Raw genomic sequence first — 19,124 nt, 5'->3', positions numbered from 1 at the left:
ATAGCAAATAGATTCACAGCTGAATATCTATCCCATTAACTTATTTAATATGTACATCAATGAACAATTCCATAACAATACTGATGGCGCAAATTAATCCAACGGTGGGTTCTATCGCCGCTAACGCCAAAAAAATAATAGCTATTCTTGAGAAGCATCAGGACAGTCATGATCTGATTCTTTTTCCTGAATTGTGCCTGACAGGCTATCCCCCGGAAGATTTACTCTTGAGACCCGCCTTTCTCGAGGAAATTAATCAGGCGGTCAGTGAAATTTCAAAACAGGTAACTGACTGCCATGTGATTTTTGGTTTTCCCAGTCTAATCGATAACTATTGCTACAATTCCGCAGGGGTTTTTTATCAGGGTAAACAAAAAGCGCTTTATCATAAACAAATATTGCCTAATTACGGCGTATTCGATGAAAAGCGCTATTTCAAAGCAGGCCCATCTCAACGCTGTCTTATTGAAATCAGAGATTACCGGTTCGGTTTATGTATTTGTGAAGATTTATGGCAGCCAGGCCCGGTTGAGCAATTAGTTGATAGCGAAATTGATGCGCTTCTGTGCATTAATGCCTCCCCTTTTGATTATAGCAAGCAGGAAAAGCGTGAAAAGTTACTGAGCAGCCATGTTCAGCATGGCTTTCCCATTTTCTATGTGAATCTGGTCGGCGGCCAGGATGAACTTGTTTTTGATGGTCAATCCCTTGTGATGGGTACGGATGGCTCTACCTGCGTGCGTCTTCCCGCCTTTCTCGAAACAGTAAGTACCGTTGAGTTTTCAAAGCAACAAATTAAAGGTGAACTTAACCCGCTGCAAGCGAAAGAAGAGCAAATTTATAATGCTTTAAAACTGGGCACAAAGGACTATATTGAAAAAAATGGTTTCCCTGGTGTTTTGCTTGGTCTTTCTGGCGGAATCGATTCCGCACTGACGCTGGCTATTGCTGTAGACGCATTGGGCGCTGACCGGGTCACTGCACTTCTGATGCCTTCTCGTTACACGGCAGACATGAGTAATCAGGATGCCTTAATTCAATTGCAGGCTATGAAGGTCAAAGGTGAAACACTTTCCATTGAACCTGTATTTAACAGCTTCCTGCAAACGCTAGACCCCTTGTTTGCTAATAAGCCGAAAGACACGACAGAAGAAAACATTCAGGCCAGAATTCGGGGCGTTCTGTTAATGGCTTTGTCTAACAAAACCGGCAATATGGTATTAACCACCAGCAATAAAAGTGAAAGCGCCGTGGGTTACGCCACACTTTATGGCGACATGGCAGGTGGATTTTCAGTTTTGAAAGATGTATTAAAAACTCAGGTCTATGATTTGGCACGTTACCGCAACAGTATTTCTCCGGTAATACCTCAGCGTGTTCTGGAAAGAGCGCCATCAGCGGAGCTAGCGCCTAATCAGACCGATCAGGACAGCTTGCCTGATTATCCCACCCTGGATGGAATCATTCAGGGCTATATGGAGAATAATTTGTCGGCTGCCGATCTGATACAACAAGGTTATCCAGAAGCGGATGTACGCAGAGTGATTCGTCTTATCAAAAGAAATGAGTACAAAAGACGACAGGCAGCACCAGGAGTCAAAGTGAGCATTCGCTCCTTTGGCCGAGACTGGCGCTATCCGATTACCTCAGGATATTAAATATACATGGCTTTGCCAGCAATCTAGTGCCCCGGACATAAGCCCGAGGCACGCAGAGGGATAAATGAGGCTAACAGGTTCTTTCTATTTTCGAATTATTGTCAGCATTTTCGTCCTCTGAACCAGGAGCTTTCTCGCCTTTAGATAATAGAAAATTAAACTGGGATACTCTTGCCGGCTTCAGCTTTTCTGAAGGTGGCGGTGGCGGAGGTGGCGGTGGAGCTAATTTTATTGCTTCATCTGGTTTAGAGGATTCTATAGAAACGGTTATAACCTCATTGGACTCAAGAGATTGCTCAGATACATCTGAACTTGCAGCCTGTTCTTTTTTAAACAAGCCGAAGTTAATCTTGGAAACTCTTGCCGGATCCAGCTTTTTTGGAAGGGATGGCGGTCGAGTCATTGTTGCTGCCTCATCGTACTGAGAAACCTCATCAGGAACTGCGGCTTCCTGCTTGATTTCAGCGGAAGTTCCAGCTTGTTTTGACTTGTTTAAAAACCATTTTTCAACCTCCAGATAGTCTTCCCGCTTTAAAGCCTTTTTGACAGATACTTTCGCTAGAAGCAGTTCAAAATTATCCTGCTCTTCCTTTGTAACCACATGATCACTTGTTTGCCAGGATTCAAGAGTCTCTTTGATATCGGGATAAGTCGACCAGTCCACAGGAAAACAACGGTTGAAAGTATCGAAGTAAAATAACTTCCAATCTGCTTTCGATAAAACGAAAGAACAAATTGGAAACTCCGTGTAAATGCTATTTTCTTCTCCGATAAATTGATCCATTAATTTACAAGAACTGGTTTTAGCGGCATTGGCAACTTTGCGTGACTTGTCTGCCTTGCTATCGACAACCGTGGATTCATTCGTTGAACTTACTACACCCTTCAATGCTTCAGGCGAATGTCTTAGATTGCGAATTTGATTTTCCAGTATCGATTGCACAGTTTTGCTTTTACTCGCCTCAACTAAACGACGAATCTTGACTGCTTGCAAAAACACTTTAATTTTCTGAGGATCGGAGGCGCTTGAATCACTCTCTTTTTTTAAACAATCTTCCAGGAGAGGATGTTGTGCCAAAGGAACACTATGCGGTTCTAATGCCAATGTATCGTACCAGTCAATTGCAGCCTCAGAAGTCAGTTTTTTACCAATAATACTCCCAATGGTTTGCAGTTGATTGCTGGATAACTTAGCGATTAGCAAGCCTTTTTTAAAGGTGCTTGAATCACCGGGATTTAATGCTTCAATCAGGGTTGAAGCCGCAGGATACTCTTGTAAAGACTCACCCCGACGATGATACAGCAGTTTTCCTGAGCCCGTAATGATGCAGGCGGTATGAAGTCTTTGTAAAAATTGCTCCGTTACCGAGGCCTCATCCGGAAAAAAGTACAATGGGATACCATTATGAAAAACATAGGTGGTCGATAAATTTTTTGTATCGGTAAGATCTGGATTAGTCTGTAAATTAATTTTCTCCAGTTGTTCCTGAACCAACCGGTTCACTGCCATTTTCAAATGATAAAATTTGGAAGTATTCATTGGAGGAATTTCGGCCACTCTGGGTCCTGTAATTTCTCTCAGCATTTCATTAGTCAATGCCCGATAGCTGGCGTGTCCCTGGTTATCATAAGAGCTGAGCTGCCACTTGGCAGGAATCAGCACCGTATGTCTTTTCTTAATAGCCGTAAATTCCAGCAAATTATTTAAAATTTCCTTCTGTGGATCTTCAGGTAAATTGTCTTGCTCCAGTGCCGTGCATAATAATTCCCAGTTGCTGTCTGAATTAAAATCTTTCCTGGTAATAACCGCTTTCATCATAGGCACTTCAGGAATAAAATTGGTCACTGATTCTAGGATATCTTTCTCCGATCGATGCAGCTCATCGAGAAGTACCCGGCTTTTTTCTTTAGGCTCCAGGTTAATTCGCTCAAGAGCGTTCCCTTTTATTACAAGTTCACTCTTTAATCTTTCCAGTCCATTTTTTATAAATTCCAATCGTTTTATTTCAAGCCTGCCGTCCGGTTGGCGCTGCAAATAGAACAACCGGTTATCCGCTGTCAAAATGTAGGCGAAGTTTAAGTTTTCATACGCTGAATCTTCAGGAGTCGGTCTTGAGGATTGCAGAATCAGACAGCATTCACTGTTTTTTCTACTGACCGTATAGTGAATCGTGTCATTTTCAGCTTTCTTCAGATAAAGACAACGATACTCAGGCTTCAAATCAGCAGATTGAATACCCAGGGTATAGTTTTTAGCAGGTGTTGACTGTGCCAGACGTTTTAAACAGAAACTATGTTTATCAGGATGCTTACTGGCAAACTCCTTTGCCTCACCCTGCTCTTTAAACAGGTAAATGTTAATACTGTCATCCAGGCTTTGTTTGCAACACATGTTTATTTTATTATAAGCATCTCCGCGCTCAGGCACTTTTCCTTTTAGACTATTTAAAATATCGGAAAAATCTTTGGTGATTGGTAAGAAATTCAGAGAACCCTGCAGGTCCATCCAGAATAGTTGCCAGGTAGGGTCCGGTTTAATTACAAAGATATGATGTCCAGGATTTTTTAATTGATATTCCCGCGCTTTAATCAGAACCTCATCAGTGTTCTTAGCTGTATCCCAAAATACCATCACATCGGGTACTTGCGAAGAAGTGATCTCTTTCTTTTTCTCGAGTTCTTTTCGTGCTGCAGACGCTTTTTGCTCGGCCGCTTTTTTTATCTCCGTTGCACTTTCAATATACTCCTTTAAGCCCTTCCTTAAGGGAACGAGAACATGGTCTCGCAAATCATCATTACTTACATCCTGGTACTCATCATTTTTTGCCATGTAACAGCGAATGGCAGCAATAAGCAAACGGGTATTTGCAGAGTTTTTCTCCCAGGATCCTGTGCCAATGAATTTATAAAAATTTTCAAGATAAGAACTCATATCATTGAAAACTGCTGCCTCAGCTACCGCATTATCAAAATCCTTTTCTCTATCCTTTAATTTTCCCTTTGCCAGATATTCCTTTTTAGCTTCAAGCAAAATGCTGTCTAAGTTATGCGAAATGAAGGGTATTAATTTTTTTGCAAGCCTGTCAGGGTTCCTTTGTATGTCCTTTTTTTCCATTTTTGTTTTCATTTCTTTCCCTAAAATTTTCGATCATCCATCTAGCATCTTAACGCAATATATAATGATTACAAGGAGAACTTTCGTTCAGTTTGGTCTCTATTTTGAACAATCTGCCATTGAATTTAACCCGCTCAAGATTCAACTGATAAAGTTAATTGCTTACTACTTGCAAAATAAAAGTAAAGCGCTAACATGTGGTTGCTTCAAAACAATAATAACAAGGGAAGCCATGAGAACTGTATTATTTTCGGCCGCATTAATGGCCTCCGGCGCAGCCTGCGCAGCTGTTCCTATTGATGGCTGGTATGCAAGTGTATTTGGCGGTTTTACCAGTGTTCAGGACAACATCAGCGTCAGCAGTCAAGGCTGGCACCGCTCCAAAGCGGGCTATGACAATAATTATAATGTGGGAGGCCGCCTTGGCTATAAATGTACGCCTTTACGATACGAAGGCGAGCTCACATATCTGACCGCCGACCTCGATCATTTCTATATTGATGACATCCGCCAGACCGGTATTACCGGTGATACCAATGCGATTCTCGCTATGGCCAATGTGTATTATGACTTCCCAGACATGGTTCCCGGCATACAACCTTTCCTTGGAGTGGGCATTGGCTATGCCTATGTTAATGTCGATTTAAACAGCACAGGTCCCTTGGGCGTTACTCGTTATAGCGGCTCAAATAGTGTATTTGCCTATCAGGGAACTGGCGGTTTTACCTATAATTTCAGTGAGATCTACTCTGTTGACATCGCTTACCGCTACATTGGCACCCAAAGACCGGATGAACTTGGCAAAGTCTATCAGGCCCATCTTGGTACAGTCGGTGTGACTTACCGCTTTGACGGCTCCAGATATAAATAGTAAGGATTTCTCATGAATCATTTTTGTCGATTAAGTCTGGCTGGATTATTACTGTCTGGCAGTGCAGGATTTGCGGCCGTCAACCCTTTACCGGGTTGGTATGTAGGTTTGTTTGGCGGCGGCGGGTATACTCAGCCAATTAAATTCACTGTGGCACCCAATTTATTGCTAACTGGAACTTATCCCTATTATATCAGTCCGACTAATCTCGATCTTAGCTATAAAGGAATGGGGAACGCAGGTGGTCAGATAGGATACCGCTGCAGCAAATTTCGATTTGAAGGTGAGGTGGTATACAACTATAGCGGCTATAAAAAATTGCAGGTACAAAATGCTACTTTTGGAACCTATACAGTTCCCAGCTTCAGCAACAGCTATGTCTTTCATCTGAATGGTGAAACGTCGATGGTTTCCGGCCTGGTGAATGTTTACTATGACTTTTTTACACCTGATGGCGATGTCACCTGGATGCCTTACGTTGGATTAGGTATTGGCTATTCCTATATTGAAAATAACATCAAGTTTTATTATAACAATCAGCAGGTGTTTCCTGTCACTGGCTCAGAACTGGGCAAAGAGAATGGCTCTTCCTCTATTGCACAGGCCATTCTTGGGGTAAGTTATCTGCTGGATGACTTTACGTCTGTAGGTACTGATCTTCGTTTTATGCGAACCGGAAATGTCACACTGATTCCCAAAGGCCGTTTTGGCGTTGCCAATGCCGTCGAAGAGCGTATGACAATGGTCGCCTGGAATGTTAACTTCAATTTTACTTTTGACCAACCATCTAGCTGATATTGGGACAGGATTCATTATGCGCTATCTGATTGCTCCCTCCATTCTCTCCGCTGATATGACACGCCTCGGCGATGAAGTATCGGCTGTGCTTGATGCGGGAGCTGATCTCATACATTTTGATGTGATGGACAACCACTATGTTCCCAATTTGACGATTGGTCCTTTCATTTGCAAAAGTCTGAGCAAGCGTTTTCCGCAAGCCATTATTGATGTGCACCTGATGACCAATCCAGTCGATGAACTGATTAAACAGTTTGCAGATGCCGGAGCAAAACGCATCAGTATCCACCCTGATGGCACTATTCATCTGGATAGAAGTCTGCAACTGATCAAGGCATCAGGATGCGAGGCAGGCCTGGTATTAAATCCCGCCTGCTCGCCCGAAATCATTCAATGGTGCTTACATTACCTCGATTTCGTATTGGTTATGACGGTCAATCCCGGGTTTGCAGGTCAAAAATTAATTCATCCGGTTATTGAAAAAATCAGATGGATTAAATCCAACTATCCACTACTGCCTGTCTGTGTTGATGGCGGCGTGCAGGCAGAAAATATTGCTCTATTAGCCGAGGCCGGTGCTACCCAGTTTGTAGCAGGTTCTGCTATATTCTGTAGTAACGATTACAGAAGCACTATTGCCGCTATGCGACAACAATTGGCTACCGTCCAGTGACCTCCAGTTTATTGCATTAGCTTATCACACCCTTAACCTGTGGAAGACTATGAAAAAGTTTCTTTTTCTGATCATTAGCCTGTGCCTGCCTTTTGCGCTGCAAGCAGCCAGTGCTGGCGAAATCTATGTTCAACGCTTTATGAATTACATGGAATGGAGCCAGAATTTACCGCAGGAAGCAAGTCCTGAATTTCTGGTATTTATTGGAGATGATACCCCGCTGGCCAATCGTTTAAGAGAGAAGTGGTTATACCAGTTGGCCAGACAAAGGAACTGGACTGATTATACCAGCTATTACCGCCCCTCTTCTGATGTCAGTCTGCAATGTTTTGCTCGACTTGCTGACTATTTCCAGGGAAGAACCGAACTGGCTATGGAGGGCGCAAAACCTTTATGGTTAAAAGGAGATTCTCAACCGGGCGCCTGCAACCAGCTCTTTGATTTTCTTTTAAAAAGTGGTCAGTTTGATGAGCAATTGATTACGGAGCGTATTCGCCTGGCATTGGATAAACGAAATCTTGGTCTGGCGCGTTACTTATTAAAGCTTTATCAAAAACCCCGTCTTGAAGACGAACAATTACTTCTTGGTATTTCACAAAATCCATTACGTATTTCACAGCTGCAGCCGAAGGAATTGCATGACGCCTTCTATCTTTTCGGCTTGAAGCGTCTTGTATCCACCAACATGGAACAAGCCATTAAGATCTGGCAGCAACCTAAAACGCGAAAGATGTTATCAGACGCTCAGCAGCAATCCTTTCTTGTACAGCTGGTTATTTACAAGGCGATGCGAAATCATGAAGACACTGAGCAATGGTTTGCAAGAATCAAGCCTCCTTATTATAACGACGCCTTGCTTGACTGGGAAATCAGAGCCGCTTTGAAACAGCAAAATTGGCCTAAAGTGGAAAAATATATCCTTTTCTCCACTAATAAAGACAGCCCTTGCTGGCAATATTGGCTAGGCCGTGCGAAAGAAGGTCAAGGCAAAAAGACCGAAGCACAAAGCATTTTTCAAACCCTGGCTGAAACCAGAAACTATTATGGATTTTTAGCGAGCCTTCGCCTGAATAAAAAGCCAAGTTTTGTAAATGAAAAGATAGTGAGTGATCCGAATGTTTTAAAACCCTATCGAACAGTGATAATGGCAATTAAAAACCTGTATGCCAACAAACAGGTTTTGCAGGCCTCCAGAATGCTCAACGATTTTGTACTGGAGCTGCCCAGGGAGGACAAGATCGCATTGATTCACTGGGTCGCAACGGAATTACAATGGCATGGAAAGTCCGTCTATCTCAGCAATACCGATGAACTGAGCAATCAGCTTTCCCTGCGCTTTCCATTAGCCCATGAACCAGCTGTAACAGCCTATTCCAAAAACTATAACATTTCCAAGGAATTTATCTATGCCATTATCCGCCAGGAAAGCAGTTTTCGGGAGGATGTCGTGTCAATGGCGGGCGCACGCGGCTTAATGCAACTGATGCCGGAAACAGCCAAAATGGTGGCCAAGCAGGAAAAAATTTCTTATGGAGATAAAAACCAGCTATTCTCAAGTCAAAAAAATATCAATATTGGCGTTGCCTATCTAAAACAGTTGGCCAAGCGCTATCATGCCCATCCTGTTCTGATGGCTGCCGCCTATAATGCCGGCCCGCGGCAGGTCAATTACTGGATTAAAACACATCCTCCAAAGCAAATTGACATCTGGATAGAAACACTTCCCTGGCATGAGACCAGAAATTATCTGAAAAATGTCATAGCCTTTTATGCTGTTTATCAATTCAGAATGCAGCATAAACCAGATTTGAGTGATTTCATGCAGCCGATTAACTAAGCTAGGGGGTTGCTTTAAACCCCTCTCTCTAACTCTCTCCCTGAGGGAGAGAGGACATTAAGGAAACTTCCTTTAAAAGAAAATCCCCTCTCCCAAGCTGGGAGAGGGGTGTAGGGTGAGGGTTGATTCTAAAGTGGATTTAAAAAAGCACTCATCAATTATGCAAGGCCTTTTTCAACGCATGCGCTGAAGCAGAATATGCGAGCAAAGCGGCCTCATAATGAGATGGAAGAGCACAGAAATCATGCAAAATCCCTCCGAACTCAATAAATTGCGCTTCATTCCCCCCTTCGACCAGCTTTTCATAATAGCGCTTGGCATCATCATGAATAGGATCGCATTCAGCAGCAATCACTAAAGCGGGCGGCAGGTTTTTGAAATCAGTTTGAAACTGCGGATTCGCTTCAGGGTTCTTCTCATCTTCCGTTTTACCAAGGTACTGTTTTCTCATCCAGTGCAAGGTGGCAGTTTCTAAAAAATACCCCGTTTCAAAGGTTTTATCTGAGGGCATGGTATTATTTAAATCCACCCAGGGATAATAAAGAAGCTGGAAGGCGATGGCTACATCTTTATTCTTTTTTGCCTGATGACAAATACTTGCAGCAATATTACCGCCGGCACTGTCCCCAGCGATCGCAACTTTTCCGTTACCACCAAACTCAGCAGCATGCTTTTGAACATAACGAATTACATCATAGCAATCATTGTGAGCAGCAGGATACTTATGCTCAGGAGCACGTCGGTAATCTACAGCGACAACCAGGCAATTAGCCGCTTCCGATAAAAAACGACAGGTATAATCAAGAAAATCGAGATCCCCAAATACAAAACCTCCCCCATGACAGTAAATCAGGGCAGGCAGTTTAGTTGAGTCTTTACTGGGCTTATATAAGCGAACTTTAATTTTGTGACCATCAATATCAAGTTCGCGGTCCTCAGTATAAACTTCAATTGTTTTTAGCTTTCCCGCAACCGGAGCGATGAGTTTATTAAATGCTTCGCGAGCTTTTCCAGGCTCCATCTCGAGAAGATTTTGTCCATCCAGTGCGCTTGAGGCTCTCTCGCCCAGGCGTTTGATAAAATTACTGGAGTCAGTGTTAATCGGTTTCATTTTGTACCTTCCTTAGTTTACACAAGATTAAAGCTAAATCATGATTTATAAAACCTGTTTAGATAGGATTACCAGTCATCAGCGTCTATCTAAAAATAGCAGAAAAACAGCATACCAATGAGTATTCCTTCCATTTACACATCAAACAAACCCAAAGCTTCAACTGGTTGTTCATCCTTTTCGATCTTTATTTTTCGATAATCAGGATAAAACCTCAGCTCATACCCTGCAATAGTTATTAACTCCGATGGGCTCTTAACCAGCTCATAAAGCGCCTGCATGCTAATAATCTCACAATCATTTACATCAAACAGCCCCGGGTTGGCTAGCTCAGAATTTATTTCCTGCTCTGTTCGTTTGATAATATCATCCAGCATATCAGCAATTGCTTCTTTGTCTACAGGGCTCTTAATGGAGTCGTTTTTATAATGCCCTAATAATAACTCCTGAATAAACTTCACCAGTGTTCCAGAAGTCATAATTGATAAATGGCCATGATGTTCAAATTTCTTAACAGAATTAGGCTGCTGGTAACCCGGAACTATTGCGCAGCCCGCCAGAACGATCCAGTCCTGACCAGCCTCAATAAAGTAATAACGATTAGTGGATTTCTCGACTACTTTTTCCAATTGGATCAGAAACTCGCTGTTTACCTGCATTTGCGCTACCGACCTGGAGAAATATCCCAAGGCTTTGAGAGCCAGGTAGGAGCCGCCAAAAGGGGCGCATATAGGAATAATCATTTCAACTTTAATCCCATTTTTTTCTGCAAGATATTCCGCGAAGGCGCTGGCGATAATTCCGCCGCGAGAATGCCCCATCAAAATAACCCGCTTATCATTATTAGCAATAATCTGCTTTAAAAGCTGCGCCTCAAAGTCCTCCATGCCAGCGCCTGTAGCGCGATCCTCAAAGTTGACCAGAACTATATGCTTAATCAATTCCGGCAAACCCAATTCAATTAATTGATTAGCCAGAGTTAAAAAAGATAATTCGCGATCAGCAGTACCGTGGATGCAATAAATTGCAATAGGCTCAACATCTGCATCAGGTTTGAATTTGGGATTAGGGATTATCAACTGGGATGAGTTGGCCTGCAACCAGCGCATGGTATGGAATAATATCCCAGTCCAACTGACCGGATGATTCTTTTTAATCAATGCAGAGAGATAGTTAGGAATTTTTGCAACCATCGATAACATACTTTTTGATGAGCTTGCCATTTGATTAACTCCCTGTGTCCAACCCCTGAAAAGTTCCTGTACATGAGGATACCGCCACCCCCACATAAAGACCAGACTGGTTTAGCCTGCATTGCGTTGATGTCTTAGCAATAGATAATTCGCTCTGTTGACCGCATCACCCAGTGCTTTTTCCGGGGTTTTTAAACCAGCGAAGATACTCTCCAGGGCTTCATCATTGGCCGTACGGATTTGGTTTTGCGGCCCCTGATAGTGCTTCATATACTCACTATGAGGTTTAGCCAGTTCTTCTTCTGCAAGGGCAAGAATCGGGTGATGGCTTTCTCGAGCAATACCCGCATAAACACCACTAAGCCCCAATGGGATATACCCAGTATTCAGATGCCATTGCTTCTGTCTTTCCGGTTTGGCAATGAATGCAAAAAAAAGAGCGGTTCCCCGATATACCTCAGGAGATTGACCAGCCACCGCCCATAAGGCAGCTCCGCCGGCGACATTCGTGTGCCTTTCCGTGGAAACTTTTGAATCAATCGGAAGCCTTGCCACGCCCAGGGAGAATGTAAGCATATTCGCTAAACTATTATAAGCACCGGATGACTGGCTGAATAGAGCACATCGACCACTGGTAAATAAGGCAGTGGCGTCGCTGGCTCTTCCTCCATACTCAAAATAATGCAGTTTTTGCCAGCGTTGCAAGCGTTTCAAATGGTTCAGCACTGCCGAGTTATTATAGATTGCATTTCCTTTTGCCCCATCAGTTAACGCCAGACCATGCAGGGCAGAAAAGGATTCAATACTTACCCAGGCAGGGTATGCACTGGTGTAACCGCAAATTTGTCCTTTCTGTTTGAGCTGCTCTAACATGTTCTCTAGCTCTTCCCAGGTTTTTGGAAAATTCGCTTGTGAAATCCCAATAGTTGCCAGCAAATCACTGTTGTAATAAAGAACTGGAATTGAGGTATTAAACGGCATAGCCTGCAATTCTCCCTTTTCACTATAAAAGGTCCGAACGGAGGGTAGAAAATCCTGCAGGGGAAAATCGATTTGCTGTTCACGCATTAGCTCTTCCAGTGGCTTATGAATGCCTGCGGGCGACAGCATGGTGGCAGTACCTACTTCAAATACCTGAACAATCGCGGGTGGCTTATGAGCACGAAAGGCAGCAGCGAAACTGGTTAAAGAATCCGTATACTCTCCTTTATAAACCGGTTTGATTCGATAATCAGACTGACTCTGATTAAAAGCCTGCACCAGACTTTCAACTTCTTCGCCCAAGTGACCGGCCATCGAATGCCAGAAAATAATTTCCACCGGCTCAGCCCAGACACTGCCGCCTATCAAATAGAATAATGCCAGGAATAGCAGTGTTTTCATGAGAGCAAATCAGGATAATCACTGAATACGGCATCGACCCCCCAGTCAAGAAGTTTTCTTGCCTGCCACTTCCAGTTGACGGTATAAACGAACAATCGATAACCATTGTCCTTAATTTCTTTGACCCGTTCTGCAGTTAATATTTTCTTATTCACATGAACAGAATAACAATGCAATTCCCTGGCCTTTTTCAACCATTCATCATCCCAATGATGAAGTAATAAACCTAACGGAAGCTCCGGGGACAGACTATGACATAAGGAAAGCACATTGAAATCAAAGCTGGATACCAGGGGCATTTCTTTTGATTGAGGCCAATGACGATTGATATAGGAAAGTACAGTGATTGCCGTCTGCTCTGCAGTGCCGGGATAAGGTTTTATTTCAATGTTTGCGGTGACATTCGAGAATATCAGCCATTTAATCAAATCGCGAAAATGCAGAACTTTTTCTGATTTAAACTGCTTTGAAAACCAGCTTCCGGCATCCAGTGTTTTTACATAATCAGCATTAACCAGCCCCAACTCCCCTCGCCCATTGGTGGTTCTTTTGAGATTTTCATCATGAAAAACAAAAGGCTCACCATCAGCTGTAAGCATGATGTCAAATTCAACGGCAGTACAGCCTAAGCTTAATGCTCTGTCAAAAGAGGCCAGAGTATTTTCGGGGGCATATCCAGCCGCCCCCCGATGCCCAATGACACGATTAGGGATTTGCAGGGGCATTGCACACCTTTACTGCTCTGTTTGATCCAGCTTCAACCATTGCACTCATAACCAGCTCATTACTCACGGTTAAGGCTGGCGCCGCTGTGGCTCCCATCACCATCGTATTCAATTCCTTGGCCTGATACGCTCTGGGTTGTACAGGCATGGGATTGTCGCCTTCAATCACATAAAGATTGTTTACGCTATACTGTTGCGAAGTATACACTTTATTCATCCTGGCAAGCTCTTCATTAACCAGTTGATAAAGCTTTTCTCTTAATTGAGATTTTACGGTCTGAACTTCGTCAAGGCTGGGTGTGAAATCAACCCCGTTAATAGTGTAAGTGGCGCCCGGCTTGCTGACATCCTTGGCCAATTGGTAGATATCTGTCAGACTGGCTTGAGGCACTCTGACCTGAGCTGATACAAATAACTTTTCAAGTCCCGAGCTATCTTGTGAGCGATCAAACTGAGTCAGATGCCAATCTCCCGATGCAATTTTACCCAGATTAGTCATAATATCAGCACGAGCTTTGACCAAATCGGCGTTGTTTAATGTAGCATTCACATTGGCAGTCAATAATGCGGACTGAGTAGTCACCCATTGCTTGGCCGAAACCTGGAAAACGATTTTGTCAAGCGGGGCCTGGTTGGAGCAATCGCAGGCCAGAACTCCCTGACTCAATAATGAAAAAGCCAGCATCCCAACAATTTTCTTCATATTTCTCTCCAGTGTATGGAAAAATCAATTTAAACAGTTCAGCGCAAATTGTCCTAGTGTATAACAAGTCTCTTAATTAAGTGAATGAAATTTGTTTCCGTGTCTTAAGCCCTCCCCCAAATGTGTTCAAGTAAGGGGCAACATAGTAACTGATTCATAGTTTTCATTGATTTAGTTCCCGAATGGGTCTATAACATGTGCACATGAATTTTCTTGGAGCCCTTTGATGATGTCTGTAGAAACAATAAGAAAAAATGATGCTGTCTCCCCTATTCATGACGATTTTCTGGAATATGCTCTAGGACACGGCTTTGGAGAAGTTCATTTCAAAGTAGACTCTGCAACCGGCATGAAAGCAATGGTTGCCATTCACAATACAAAATTAGGCCCTGCTTTAGGCGGCTGCCGATTTATCGAATATCCGAACACACAAAGCGCCATCTATGACGCCATGCGTCTCGCTCGAGGCATGAGCTATAAAGCCGCCTCGGTTAATTTACCACTCGGAGGCGGTAAAGCGGTTATTATTAAACCTGCCGGAAATTATGATCGCGAGGCCTATCTTCACGCCTTTGGCGAATTTGTAAATGATCTGGGCGGCAGATACATTACTGCACTCGATAGCGGAACCGAATTACGGGATATGGATATCATCGCTCAACATACACCCTATGTCGCCAGTTTATCAAGCCACAATGGCGATCCCTCTCCATCGACTGCGAAAGGAGTGCTTAGAGGGATTCAGGCCGCTGTTGAATTCAAATTAGGCAAAAGTAGTCTTTCTGGCTTACATGTTGCTATCCAGGGCCTGGGGCATGTTGGATTTTTACTTGCCCGTCATTTGCATGAGCAAGGCGCAATCCTTAGTGTCTCTGATGTCAATCCGGAAGTGGTCGAACGTGCGGTAAAAGAATTTGGCGCTACTGCCGTTTCTACTGATGTCATTCACAAACTTCCTTGTGATGTCTTTGCTCCCTGTGCTCTTGGTGCGATTATTAATGATATGAGTATTGGGCAACTCCAGACGACAATCATTGCCGGTGCCGCCAACAACCAGCTTGCGCATAGTTATCATGGTCAATTACTGCATGAAAAAGGCATCCTTTACGCAGCCGATTATGTGATTAATGCCGGGGGGCTTATCTTTGCAGCGAGCAAATACTTACATACACCGGAAGATTTAGTGAATCAGCAAATCGACAGCATCCGCACTCACTTGCTGGAAATTTTCTCTCGCTCACAAAGAGAAAACCAGCCAACCAGCGTGATTGCCGATACCATCGCTCAGGAAAAATTGGCATAATGTCCTTTTTGCAGAGTTTGTGCCAGGGATAATTAATGAAACAATTACAACTCACGCCGGAATTGTATGACTACATGTTGTCAATTTCGCTGCGCGAACATCCGGCGCTTAAAGCATTACGGGAAGAAACGTCGACGATGATGCTGGCCGCCATGCAGGTGGCACCGGAGCAAGCGCAGTTTATGCAGTTTTTACTGAAAATGCTCGGAGCCAGGAGGGTACTGGAAATCGGTACCTTCACAGGTTATAGTGCTTTAGCAATGGCTTTGGCTCTTCCTGACGATGGCCGGTTAATCACCTGTGATATCAGCAAAGAGTGGACTTCAAAGGCACATCCCTTCTGGGAAGTATCTGGTCAGGCTCATAAAATTCAATTACGCCTGGGCCCTGCAGTAGATACATTGCAGGAGCTGCTTAGTGAAGGCCAGCGTCAATTTGACTTTATTTTCATTGATGCGGATAAAACGAATTATATCAACTATTACGAACTTGCTTTAAAACTTATACAACCAAATGGTGTTATTGCTATAGACAATATCTTTTGGGATGGCAAAGTCATTGATCAGTCTGAAACCGGTGGACAGACCCGGGAAATAAGACGTCTTAATGAATTACTAAAAAATGACGAGCGAGTGGATACCAGCTTGCTGGCCATTGCCGATGGCTTGTTCCTGATTAAACTCAAACCGGAATAGTCATAAAATGTAGATTTATCGTATTGCGCAGCCAATTTAACAAGGAGTTACTATGCATCACAAGCATTTAGATCACAATCCCTGCGGTTTGGATGGTTTCGCGTTCCTGGAGTTTTCCGCAGAAAATCCCGAGTTATTATACAAGCAATTTGAAGAAATGGGATTCACTGCAATTGCAACTCATAAAACCGAGGATATTGTCCTTTATCAGCAGGGCCAGATTCAATTTATCGTGAATGCCGCAAAAAACACCCAGGCCGAGGAGCATGCCAAAACACATGGCGCAGGTGCATGTGCTATGGGATTTCGCGTCAAGGATGCCAAACAAGCCTATGCTTATGCGCTGCAGCATGGAGCCACTGCTTTCCAGGACTGCAAACATGCAGATCACGGCTTATTAGGCATTCAGGCTATTGGTGGCAGCGTCATTTATTTTGTAGACGACAACCACAAACCGTTTACTGATCACTGGAATATCAATAAAGTCGATAATGTGGATGGCACCGGCCTGACATTTATCGATCACCTGACTCATAATGTGTATCGCGGTAACATGGATAAATGGGCGCAATTCTATGCGGAAATTTTCAATTTTTCACAGATTCGTTTTTTCAATATCAAAGGTAAAATGACTGGTTTAATCAGCCGGGCGCTGGGTAGTCCTTGCGGAAAAATCAAAATTCCTCTGAATGAATCAAAAGATGACCAATCACAGATTGAAGAGTTTTTGCATGAATACCGCGGCGAAGGCATCCAGCACATTGCTTTAAACTCCAATGACATTTGCCACACAGTACAGGCATTACGACAAAATACAGTCAAGTTTTTAGATGTTCCTGACACCTATTATGAAATGATTGACTCAAGAATTCCCTGGCATCGGGAACCTATTGCTAAATTAAAAGAACAGAAAATTCTGATCGATGGTGAAAGGGAAGAGTGCGGCGGCCTGTTGCTGCAGATATTTACCGAGAATGTTTTTGGTCCTGTCTTTTTCGAAATCATTCAGCGTAAAGGCAATCAAGGTTTCGGAGAAGGAAACTTTCAGGCCTTATTTGAAGCGATTGAACGCGATCAGATACGCCGAGGAACTTTGTCAGCCTCTTAATCATATGGCTCATTTTCCTGAATCCCGCGTGTCCCTACATCCCGCGACTCGTTCGGCGTTGTTGCGTAGATGAAGATAGGTGCACAAAAACTGTCTTTGCGAGCGTTAGCGAAGCAATCCAGTTCCTTGCTTGTTCAAGTTTCGCTGGATTGCTTCACTTTGTTCGCAATGACGAGAGGCTTGGTTCTATTTACGCAACAATGCCGACTTGTTCGCGGGATCCAAAAACCCAGCAAGAATACAGGACTTTCACTTAAATCCCATTTAACACTCGATAAAAGGAACGCTTTATGAAGTTAGCCAGCCTCAAATCAGAATCCAGAGACGGTGTTCTCTGCATGGTTAATCAATCAGGAACCAAAGCTGTCCGCGTAAGTAATATTGCACAAACATTGCAAAATGCCCTGGAGCGATGGTCTGAAGTAGAAAAACCGCTTGGAGCAGTCTATCAGCTTCTCAATGAAGACAAGCTGAGCGAGGCCTTCCCTGTCGATACTCAGGAAATGAACTCCCCCCTGCCCCGTGCTTTTCAGTGGGCTGACGGCAGCGCTTATGTGAACCACGTAGAGCTGGTTAGAAAAGCGCGCGGCGCTGAACTTCCTGCTAATTTCTGGACCGATCCGCTAATGTATCAGGGAGGATCGGATGCATTTCTTGGACCTCGAGATCCTATTCTTGTCCGTGACGAAGCCTATGGCATTGATTTTGAGGCTGAGGTTGCCGTAATTACCGATGATGTTCCGATGGGTGTTACGCCGGAGGAGGCTGCAAGGCACATTAAATTACTTATGCTGGTTAATGATGTTTCTTTAAGAAATTTAATACCTGATGAGCTCGCCAAAAGTTTCGGCTTTTTTCAATCCAAACCTGCTAGCAGTTTTTCACCTTTTGCAGTAACTCCTGGTGAATTAGGCAAGCACTGGGATGGTAATCGCCTGCATCTCCCGCTGATAAGTCACTTAAATGGAACCCTTTTTGGGCAGCCCAATGCAGGCGTGGATATGACCTTCTCTTTTCCACAACTCATTGCTCATGCCGCTAAAACAAGAAATCTCGCAGCAGGGACCATTATTGGGTCAGGAACTGTCTCGAATACCGATAGAACAAAAGGTTCTTCCTGTATCGCAGAACGACGCATGCTTGAGATTCTGGAACAGGGAAAACCCAGGACCCCATTTATGCAGTTTGGAGATCGAATCCATATTGACATGCTTGATGAGAATAAACAGTCAGTTTTTGGCGCGATTGACCAGATTGTCAAACCGTATACTGGAAAAGGTGAATAGTGAAACTTTATGATTACTATCGCTCCACAGCGAGTTATCGAGTGCGGATCGCTTTAAATATAAAGAACATAAGCTATGAAAAAATAGCTGTTCATCTGGTTAATAACGGAGGCGAACAACACCATCCGGACTATTTGAACCTCAATCCACAAGGTCTGGTTCCTACCTTGGATGAACACGGTCATATTGTAACCCAGTCATTAGCGATTATTGAATATCTGGATGAAATATCTCCCAGTCCTCCCCTTCTGCCGGCCACACCTTTCGGCCGGGCTCAAGTGAGAAGCCTGGCTTTGCTAGTAGCCTGCGATATGCACCCTCTGAATAATCTGCGTGTGTTGAACCAGCTTCGCAGTCAGTTTAAAGCCTCTGATGAGGAGATTAACGATTGGTACCATCACTGGCTGAAGGAGGGTTTTGATGCCTTTGAAAGGCGTTTATCGACTATACCTCATAAACATCAGCTTTGCTATGGCAATGAAGTCAGTCTTGCCGATATTTGTCTCATACCGCAGGTTTTCAACGCCAGACGCTTTGGTTTTGCGATGGATGAGTATCCGCTAATCAACGAAATAGAAGCCTATTGTCTTAGCTTGCCTGCATTTAAAAATGCAGCCCCCTAACAGACTGCTAATGAAAAAACCCTCTGCTTTCGCAGAGGGTCT

Annotated in this window: 16 protein-coding genes; 10 read left to right on the top strand and 6 right to left on the bottom strand. The window is 43.6% G+C overall.

What is annotated here, in order from left to right; translation table 11 throughout:
* Positions 1–59 precede the first annotated feature (59 nt).
* Complete coding sequence (locus LXA66_RS00160; RefSeq protein WP_233011422.1) at positions 60–1,658, top strand: NAD+ synthase; 1,599 nt, start codon at positions 60–62, stop codon at positions 1,656–1,658.
* A 70-nt stretch (positions 1,659–1,728) separates the two neighbouring features.
* On the opposite strand, the gene LXA66_RS00155 is transcribed toward LXA66_RS00160, so the two are convergent.
* Positions 1,729–4,785 carry a hypothetical protein gene (locus LXA66_RS00155; protein WP_233011421.1) on the bottom strand — a complete coding sequence of 1,019 codons (3,057 nt, stop codon included), beginning with the start codon at positions 4,783–4,785 and terminating at the stop codon, positions 1,729–1,731.
* A 220-nt stretch (positions 4,786–5,005) separates the two neighbouring features.
* Here LXA66_RS00155 and LXA66_RS00150 point away from each other — a divergent pair, with 220 nt between their 5' ends.
* The 4 genes from LXA66_RS00150 to LXA66_RS00135 are packed head-to-tail and all read left to right on the top strand — an operon-like array spanning position 5,006 to position 8,952.
* Positions 5,006–5,644, top strand: a complete 639-nt coding sequence (locus tag LXA66_RS00150; RefSeq protein WP_233011420.1) for an outer membrane protein — start codon at positions 5,006–5,008, stop codon at positions 5,642–5,644.
* Between the two features lie 12 nt (positions 5,645–5,656).
* The gene (locus LXA66_RS00145; protein ID WP_233011419.1) at positions 5,657–6,439 is read left to right on the top strand and encodes an outer membrane protein; all 783 of its coding nucleotides are present in this window, start codon (positions 5,657–5,659) and stop codon (positions 6,437–6,439) included.
* A gap of 19 nt (positions 6,440–6,458) precedes the next feature.
* Complete coding sequence (gene rpe, locus LXA66_RS00140; protein WP_112219936.1) at positions 6,459–7,115, top strand: ribulose-phosphate 3-epimerase; 657 nt, start codon at positions 6,459–6,461, stop codon at positions 7,113–7,115.
* Positions 7,116–7,164: 49 nt separating this feature from the next.
* Positions 7,165–8,952 carry a transglycosylase SLT domain-containing protein gene (locus LXA66_RS00135; RefSeq protein WP_233011418.1) on the top strand — a complete coding sequence of 596 codons (1,788 nt, stop codon included), beginning with the start codon at positions 7,165–7,167 and terminating at the stop codon, positions 8,950–8,952.
* A gap of 154 nt (positions 8,953–9,106) precedes the next feature.
* On the opposite strand, the gene LXA66_RS00130 is transcribed toward LXA66_RS00135, so the two are convergent.
* The 5 genes from LXA66_RS00130 to LXA66_RS00110 all read right to left on the bottom strand — a co-directional run bounded on the left by LXA66_RS00130 (position 9,107) and on the right by LXA66_RS00110 (position 14,067).
* On the bottom strand, positions 9,107–10,063 hold the full coding sequence (locus tag LXA66_RS00130; protein WP_233011417.1) for an alpha/beta hydrolase: 957 nt from the start codon (positions 10,061–10,063) through the stop codon (positions 9,107–9,109).
* Between the two features lie 134 nt (positions 10,064–10,197).
* Positions 10,198–11,286, bottom strand: a complete 1,089-nt coding sequence (locus tag LXA66_RS00125) for a triacylglycerol lipase (protein ID WP_233011416.1) — start codon at positions 11,284–11,286, stop codon at positions 10,198–10,200.
* Between the two features lie 81 nt (positions 11,287–11,367).
* On the bottom strand, positions 11,368–12,639 hold the full coding sequence (locus LXA66_RS00120) for an extracellular solute-binding protein (RefSeq protein ID WP_233011415.1): 1,272 nt from the start codon (positions 12,637–12,639) through the stop codon (positions 11,368–11,370).
* The gene (locus LXA66_RS00115; protein ID WP_233011414.1) at positions 12,636–13,364 is read right to left on the bottom strand and encodes a glycerophosphoryl diester phosphodiesterase; all 729 of its coding nucleotides are present in this window, start codon (positions 13,362–13,364) and stop codon (positions 12,636–12,638) included. The genes LXA66_RS00120 and LXA66_RS00115 overlap by 4 nt, the downstream gene beginning before the upstream one ends.
* Entirely contained in the window at positions 13,345–14,067 is a 723-nt protein-coding gene (locus tag LXA66_RS00110; RefSeq protein ID WP_112219930.1) for a hypothetical protein, read from the bottom strand. The genes LXA66_RS00115 and LXA66_RS00110 overlap by 20 nt, the downstream gene beginning before the upstream one ends.
* 226 nt (positions 14,068–14,293) lie before the next feature.
* Here LXA66_RS00110 and LXA66_RS00105 point away from each other — a divergent pair, with 226 nt between their 5' ends.
* The 5 genes from LXA66_RS00105 (at position 14,294) to maiA (ending at position 19,082) form a co-directional block, all read left to right on the top strand.
* A complete protein-coding gene (locus tag LXA66_RS00105; RefSeq protein WP_058508656.1) occupies positions 14,294–15,370 on the top strand; it encodes an amino acid dehydrogenase in 1,077 nt (358 codons plus the stop codon).
* Between the two features lie 35 nt (positions 15,371–15,405).
* On the top strand, positions 15,406–16,065 hold the full coding sequence (locus LXA66_RS00100) for an O-methyltransferase (protein WP_233011413.1): 660 nt from the start codon (positions 15,406–15,408) through the stop codon (positions 16,063–16,065).
* Positions 16,066–16,117: 52 nt separating this feature from the next.
* Entirely contained in the window at positions 16,118–17,173 is a 1,056-nt protein-coding gene (hppD, locus tag LXA66_RS00095; protein ID WP_133138560.1) for a 4-hydroxyphenylpyruvate dioxygenase, read from the top strand.
* A 290-nt stretch (positions 17,174–17,463) separates the two neighbouring features.
* Complete coding sequence (locus tag LXA66_RS00090) at positions 17,464–18,459, top strand: fumarylacetoacetate hydrolase family protein (RefSeq protein WP_233011412.1); 996 nt, start codon at positions 17,464–17,466, stop codon at positions 18,457–18,459.
* Entirely contained in the window at positions 18,459–19,082 is a 624-nt protein-coding gene (gene maiA / locus LXA66_RS00085) for a maleylacetoacetate isomerase (protein ID WP_233011411.1), read from the top strand. Before LXA66_RS00090 ends, maiA begins: the two co-directional genes overlap by 1 nt.
* The last annotated feature ends 42 nt before the right edge of the window (positions 19,083–19,124 follow it).

Origin of the sequence: Legionella sp. 16cNR16C (genome assembly GCF_021297775.1) — a bacterium.
Taxonomy (GTDB): domain Bacteria; phylum Pseudomonadota; class Gammaproteobacteria; order Legionellales; family Legionellaceae; genus Legionella_C; species Legionella_C quinlivanii_A.
Note: the sequence above shows the minus strand (reverse complement) of the source record. Positions and strands in the feature narration are given on the sequence as shown.

Bases quoted from the DNA above. Each gene is read 5' to 3' on its own strand.
- LXA66_RS00120 (WP_233011415.1), bottom strand. From the start codon at position 12,639: ATGAAAACACTGCTATTCCTGGCATTATTCTATTTGATAGGCGGCAGT.
- LXA66_RS00105 (WP_058508656.1), top strand. From the start codon at position 14,294: ATGATGTCTGTAGAAACAATAAGAAAAAATGATGCTGTCTCCCCTATT.
- LXA66_RS00130 (WP_233011417.1), bottom strand. From the start codon at position 10,063: ATGAAACCGATTAACACTGACTCCAGTAATTTTATCAAACGCCTGGGC.
- LXA66_RS00150 (WP_233011420.1), top strand. From the start codon at position 5,006: ATGAGAACTGTATTATTTTCGGCCGCATTAATGGCCTCCGGCGCAGCC.
- rpe (WP_112219936.1), top strand. From the start codon at position 6,459: ATGCGCTATCTGATTGCTCCCTCCATTCTCTCCGCTGATATGACACGC.
- LXA66_RS00115 (WP_233011414.1), bottom strand. From the start codon at position 13,364: ATGCCCCTGCAAATCCCTAATCGTGTCATTGGGCATCGGGGGGCGGCT.
- LXA66_RS00155 (WP_233011421.1), bottom strand. From the start codon at position 4,785: ATGAAAACAAAAATGGAAAAAAAGGACATACAAAGGAACCCTGACAGG.
- LXA66_RS00125 (WP_233011416.1), bottom strand. From the start codon at position 11,286: ATGGCAAGCTCATCAAAAAGTATGTTATCGATGGTTGCAAAAATTCCT.
- LXA66_RS00100 (WP_233011413.1), top strand. From the start codon at position 15,406: ATGAAACAATTACAACTCACGCCGGAATTGTATGACTACATGTTGTCA.
- LXA66_RS00135 (WP_233011418.1), top strand. From the start codon at position 7,165: ATGAAAAAGTTTCTTTTTCTGATCATTAGCCTGTGCCTGCCTTTTGCG.
- LXA66_RS00090 (WP_233011412.1), top strand. From the start codon at position 17,464: ATGAAGTTAGCCAGCCTCAAATCAGAATCCAGAGACGGTGTTCTCTGC.
- LXA66_RS00160 (WP_233011422.1), top strand. From the start codon at position 60: ATGAACAATTCCATAACAATACTGATGGCGCAAATTAATCCAACGGTG.
- LXA66_RS00110 (WP_112219930.1), bottom strand. From the start codon at position 14,067: ATGAAGAAAATTGTTGGGATGCTGGCTTTTTCATTATTGAGTCAGGGA.
- LXA66_RS00145 (WP_233011419.1), top strand. From the start codon at position 5,657: ATGAATCATTTTTGTCGATTAAGTCTGGCTGGATTATTACTGTCTGGC.
- hppD (WP_133138560.1), top strand. From the start codon at position 16,118: ATGCATCACAAGCATTTAGATCACAATCCCTGCGGTTTGGATGGTTTC.